Annotated in this window: 5 protein-coding genes and 1 pseudogene; 5 read left to right on the top strand and 1 reads right to left on the bottom strand. The window is 28.6% G+C overall.

The window, feature by feature from the left end:
• Window positions 1-338: pseudogene (locus ACUSJC_RS16610) on the top strand (hypothetical protein); the annotation flags it as partial.
• Window positions 339-927: 589 nt separating this feature from the next.
• Here ACUSJC_RS16610 and ACUSJC_RS16605 read toward each other — a convergent pair.
• Window positions 928-1,167 carry a DUF2007 domain-containing protein gene (locus ACUSJC_RS16605; protein WP_449270679.1) on the bottom strand — a complete coding sequence of 80 codons (240 nt, stop codon included), beginning with the start codon at window positions 1,165-1,167 and terminating at the stop codon, window positions 928-930.
• A gap of 120 nt (window positions 1,168-1,287) precedes the next feature.
• On the opposite strand from ACUSJC_RS16605, the gene ACUSJC_RS16600 reads away from it, so the two are divergent.
• The 4 genes from ACUSJC_RS16600 to ACUSJC_RS16585 all read left to right on the top strand — a co-directional run bounded on the left by ACUSJC_RS16600 (window position 1,288) and on the right by ACUSJC_RS16585 (window position 5,370).
• Window positions 1,288-3,510 carry a ribonuclease R family protein gene (locus tag ACUSJC_RS16600; RefSeq protein WP_449270678.1) on the top strand — a complete coding sequence of 741 codons (2,223 nt, stop codon included), beginning with the start codon at window positions 1,288-1,290 and terminating at the stop codon, window positions 3,508-3,510.
• A gap of 91 nt (window positions 3,511-3,601) precedes the next feature.
• Window positions 3,602-3,880 carry a hypothetical protein gene (locus ACUSJC_RS16595; RefSeq protein WP_449270677.1) on the top strand — a complete coding sequence of 93 codons (279 nt, stop codon included), beginning with the start codon at window positions 3,602-3,604 and terminating at the stop codon, window positions 3,878-3,880.
• A gap of 1 nt (window position 3,881) precedes the next feature.
• Window positions 3,882-4,547 (top strand): head GIN domain-containing protein, encoded by a 666-nt coding sequence (locus ACUSJC_RS16590; protein WP_449270676.1) that lies wholly within the window; start codon window positions 3,882-3,884, stop codon window positions 4,545-4,547.
• 130 nt (window positions 4,548-4,677) lie between these two features.
• A complete protein-coding gene (locus ACUSJC_RS16585) occupies window positions 4,678-5,370 on the top strand; it encodes a LysE family translocator (protein WP_449270675.1) in 693 nt (230 codons plus the stop codon).
• Window positions 5,371-5,553 lie beyond the last annotated feature (183 nt).

Below are 5,553 nucleotides of genomic sequence, written 5' to 3'. Positions count from 1 at the left end.
TCTTATTAAATAAAGAAGTACTGAAACAAATCAATATTTCAATAGGAGATTCAATCGAAGTGAAACTTCAAGCTGACGAATCAAAATATGGTATCGATATTACTGAAGAAATGGAAGAAGTTTTATTTTCTGATCCTGAAGGAAGTACGCTTTTTCATCAACTTACTCCCGGAAAACAACGTACGCTTATCAATGTTATTAATAAAATAAAGAGTTCTCAACTTCGTATTGAACGTAGTTTTGTGATCTTAGCACACTTAAAAAAATTAAAAGGAGCAATAGATTTCAAATTATTACAACAAGACTTTAAAGACTACAAAGACAAAATGAATTTTTGATAACTATTTCTTTATATATCAAACAATTATATACTAATTCACATCAAAAAATAGAAGATGTTAATTAAGGTTTACAATTCATTGATTTTTAAGTAATTATAAATTAACATTAATTGTTAATAACTAAATACAGAAAAAGAGAAGTTTTTTTAGAATGATTCATAAAATTTTGTAATCAAAAATTACATCTAATAAATCAAGAGAAGTTTCAGCTTTTTTCAAAAAAGTTATCAGGTTCTTTTTTACGGTTTTCAACAATTATGAACAGCTAAAGTTTTTTACAAATTCAATAGAAAATAGGAAATCAACAGTTGTTAATAACTCAAAAATAAAACGCTTTTTTAAATTAAAAATCAAGCTTTTATTAAAAAATACTATTGTTAATAGCTTTGTATAAAATTGTAAAACTTAAAAAGTACTATTCTTTTAAAAAAGTTATTCCACATATTAACATGCTATCATAACCATCAAAAATTTAATTTTTTAAAAAAATATTTTTTGTTGTTTTTAATAATTGTTGAAAACTTCGGATAATAAAAAAGGCTTAAAAAAATTTAAGCCCTTTATATATTTTTTGTACAATAGAATTTTAAAATTCTACAATGTAAGTTTCCAATTCTAATTCTTTTAGAAAATCCTTTACTTGGTCTGCATTGTCAGTGTGAACTTTTAGTTTGATGTCGCCATATTTTAAACTAGCCAAAGGATCTACGGAAACTACCGATTCGTCTTGAATGATATAAGGAATTTTTTCGCGTTCCAAAATACTTCTGATCTGAATCGTTTCTTTTTGATGGTTAAAAATCGCTACTATAATTAAATCTTTCATGGTGTGTATGTTATAATTAAAATACAAGTTACAAATTGTTATGGTTATATTAAAATTTTTAACGAGATAATAACTAATGGTAACATTTTTGTAACTTTCAAACAAATTAGAAATGATATAATGAGTAAGAAACCCAAAAAATTAGGAAGTAAATCAAAAGATTTTACAGCTTCCATTTATAAAATTTTAGCAAAAGAACCTTCCAAATCCTTTAACTATAAACAAATAGCTGCTAAACTTGAACTGACGGATACTAAAAGCAGAAACGAAATTATTCGAGATTTAAAGCTTTTAAAGTCTCAAGATAAGATTCACGAAACCGAACGCGGTAAGTACCAAATGGTAACTAAAGCCGAATATTATGAAGGTTATATTGATATGACCTCTCGTAAAAACGGTTATTTTGTTTGTGATGAATTAGAAGATGATGTTTTTGTACCGTTTATTAACTTGAATCATGCACTGGATGGCGATAAGGTAAAAGCATATATTTATAACCGAAGAAGTTCACGTAGACCTGAAGCTGAAGTTTTAGAAATTTTAGAAAGAAAACGAGAAGAATTTGTAGGTGTAATTGATATTCAAAAGAACTTTGCTTTTGTAACTACTTCACATCCAAAAATGTATACCGATATTTTTATTCCCAAAAATAAAATTGGTGACGCTCAACATGGTGAAGTAGTTTTAGTAAAAATGGAAGATTGGCCCAAGAAAGCCGATTCTCCTTTTGGAACGGTTTTAAAAGTTTTAGGAAAACCGGGCGAACACAATACTGAAATTCATGCCATTTTAGCCGAATATGGTTTGCCGTATGATTTTCCTATTGAAGTGGAAGCTTTTGCAAAAAAATTAGATACTTCTATAACCGAAGAAGAAATTGCCAAACGCAGAGATATGCGTGATGTTTTAACTTTTACCATCGATCCAAAAGATGCTAAAGATTTTGACGATGCCTTATCTTTTCAGGTTTTAGAAAACGGAAATTATGAAATAGGAATTCATATTGCCGATGTTTCACATTACGTAAAAGAAGGAACTGTTTTAGATGATGAAGCCTACAACCGAGCCACTTCAGTTTATTTAGTAGATCGCGTGGTTCCTATGCTTCCGGAAGTGTTGAGTAATTTTGCTTGTTCACTTCGTCCACATGAAGAAAAATATACGTTTTCGGCTGTTTTCCAATTGAATAAAAAAGCGGAAGTAGTGGATTCTTGGTTTGGTAGGACGGTTATTTATAGTGACCAACGTTTTGCATATGAAGAAGCGCAGGCAATTATTGAAAATAATACTTCCTTTTTGTCATCTCGAGCGGAGTCGAGAGATCTCATAAAAACAGAAATTCCAGAAGAAGTTTCACTTACGGGTAATTCTTATACGGTTTCTAATGATGTTGCTTTTGCAGTATTAAAACTAGACGAATTAGCTAAAATTTTACGAGGTAAACGTTTGGCTCACGGAGCTATTTCATTTGATAAAGTAGAAGTCAAATTTCATTTGAATGCCGAAGCTGAACCTACAGGTGTTTATTTCAAAGTGGCTAAAGACGCCAATCATTTGATTGAAGAATTTATGTTGTTAGCCAATAGAAAAGTAGCTGAATTCATTGGTAAACAAAAGAAAACATTTGTGTATCGTATTCACGATGAGCCTAATGAAGATAAATTGATTAATCTACAAACGGTTATTTCAAAATTCGGATATTCTATCAATTTTAAATCCAAAGAAACCATTTCTAAATCGTTGAACAATTTGTTAGAAGAAGTTCAAGGAAAAAAAGAACAAAACATGGTCGATACCTTAGCAATTCGCAGTATGAGTAAAGCAGTGTATTCTACCGATAACATTGGTCACTATGGTTTAGCTTTTGATTATTACAGTCACTTTACATCGCCTATTCGACGTTATCCTGATGTTATGGCACATCGTTTGCTACAATATTATTTAGATGGTGGAAAAAGTGTTGACGAAGAAACGTATGAAGATAAATGCCGTCATTGTTCCGACATGGAAAATTTAGCTGCTAATGCCGAAAGAGATTCTATCAAGTATATGCAGGTTAAATTCATGCAAGATCACAAAGACGAAGAGTTTTTAGGTGTTATTTCCGGTGTAACCGAATGGGGAATTTATGTAGAAATCATTGATAATAAATGCGAAGGAATGTGTCGTATTCGTGAAATTAAAGATGATTATTATGTTTTCGATGAAAAACAATATGCTTTAGTAGGCGAAGTTTCTAAAAATATTTTGCAATTAGGAGACGAAGTTTACGTAAAAGTTAAAAACGCCGATTTAGTTAAAAAACAACTAGATTATTGGTTTTTAAGAAAAAAAGAAGATTAACTAGTAACTAGTTTTCAGTCGCAGTCAACAGTTTTTTTGAATATCACTGTGAGTTGTCATCTCGAGCGAAGTGAGAAATCTCATAATTAATATGAAATTAGTTGAATTTGTAAAGAAAAATATTTCAGTTTTTAGTGCATTAGGAATTATATTAGTTTTAATTTTTTTTAAAATTTACTTTTTCTATGAAAAGAAAGGAACTCAACAAGATATTATTTTAGTTTATAATCTTTTATTGATTCCATTATCACTTTTTATTTTTATAATTGATTTGTTATCTAAAATTGTAATTAAAAATAGAATCATAATTAATATAATACAAATGTTAATAGTATTATTAGCATTAGTGTGTTTTAAAAAATATATTTAAAATGAAAAAAATAGTTTATACCTTATTATTAATTAGTTCAGTAGCTTTTTCACAAGTAGAAAAAAAACTAGGTGATTTTACTAAAGTAACTTCTTTTGATCAAATTGATGTTCAGTTAGTTAAAGGATCAGAAAGTAAAATAGTTATTAAAGGAGATCAAGCTTCTGAAGTGGAAGTAGTCAATAAAAATGGCGAATTAAAAATACGTATGCCTTTTACTAAATTGTTAAAAGGCGATAATATTTCGGTTACTTTATATTATACTAATTTAGAAGCTGTTGAAGCTAATGAAGGTTCAAGAATTGCATCTAATGATGTTTTTAAAGCTATTAATTTTGAAATTATTTTAAAAGAAGGTTCTGAGATAAAACTGAATTTAGATGTTGAGCGTTTATCAGCAAGAACCGCTAATGGAAGTATTTTAAAATTAGAAGGAACTGCGGCTTATGCTGATGTTTTAGTGAATTCGGGAGCCAAATATGATGCCGAAAAATTAGTAACCAAACAAACGATCATTACTGCAAATGCCGGTGGAATTGCCGAAATTAATGCTACCGATTTTGTAGATGCTAAAGTAAGAGCTGGTGGTGATATTTTAATTTATGGTAAACCAAAGCAAATCAATCAAAAAACAGTTGCCGGAGGTTCTATCAACCAAGCGGATTAATTTAACAATTAGTAAAAAGTGATAGGTAATGATGTACTATTTTTAATAATTTAGTAATTTTATAACCTATAAATTTAGAGTAATCCATTGAAAGCTATTTTATGGATTACTTTTTGCTAATTAATTGAATTTGAATTACCAAGATATTATAACCGCAATTCCTTGGGGATTGCTTTTGGCATTTTCTATTGGACCTGGATTTTTCGTTCTTCTGGAAACCAGTATTACAAAAGGATTTAAAGCTGCATTAACGTTTGATTTAGGAATTGTTTTTGCCGATTTTATCTTTATTTTAATTGCTTATTTAAGTACCAATCAACTTTTGGAACAATTAAAAGATAATCCTACTTTGTTTATTGTTGGCGGACTGATCATGTTTGTTTATGGTTTATCCTCTTTTATTCTTTTAAAACGCAATTATAAAAAACAAACAGAAGTTGAAAAAGACGAAGATAACATTCAAAAGAACAATTATTTCGGATTATTCTTTAAAGGCTTTTTATTGAATTTTATCAACATTGGTGTTTTAGGTTTTTGGATGATGATCATCATTACGTATGGTCCGCAAATGAATATGGAAACCCAAAGAATATCAATCTTTTTTGCTGCAATTTTATGTTTCTATTTACTGTTTGATATTGCTAAAATTTTATTAGCCAAACAATTAAAAAACAAACTAACCTCTCAAAATATTTATAAAATTAAACGTGTAATCAGTATGATTTTATTGATTTTCGGTTTGTTTTTTATCCTTCAAGGATTCTTTCCAAAAATAAAAGAAGACATTGCTAAGAAGATTGAACCTATTGAAGAGAAAAGATAAAATGGAAAGAATTATTATTTCTAATAACTCTTTTTTTAGGCATCACCTGATTATCTTTAATTAATTTTTTCTAAAAATTAGACATAAAAAAAGAGCTACTTATTTAAGTAGCTCTTTCATTTTCAGAGGCATCGCCCGGTATATTTTTAATTAATTTTTTCTAAAAATTAGTCATAAAAAAAG

The organism is Flavobacterium sp. U410, assembly GCF_053570605.1.
The sequence above is the reverse complement of the archived record's forward strand: the minus strand, read 5'-3'. Positions and strand labels throughout refer to the sequence as shown.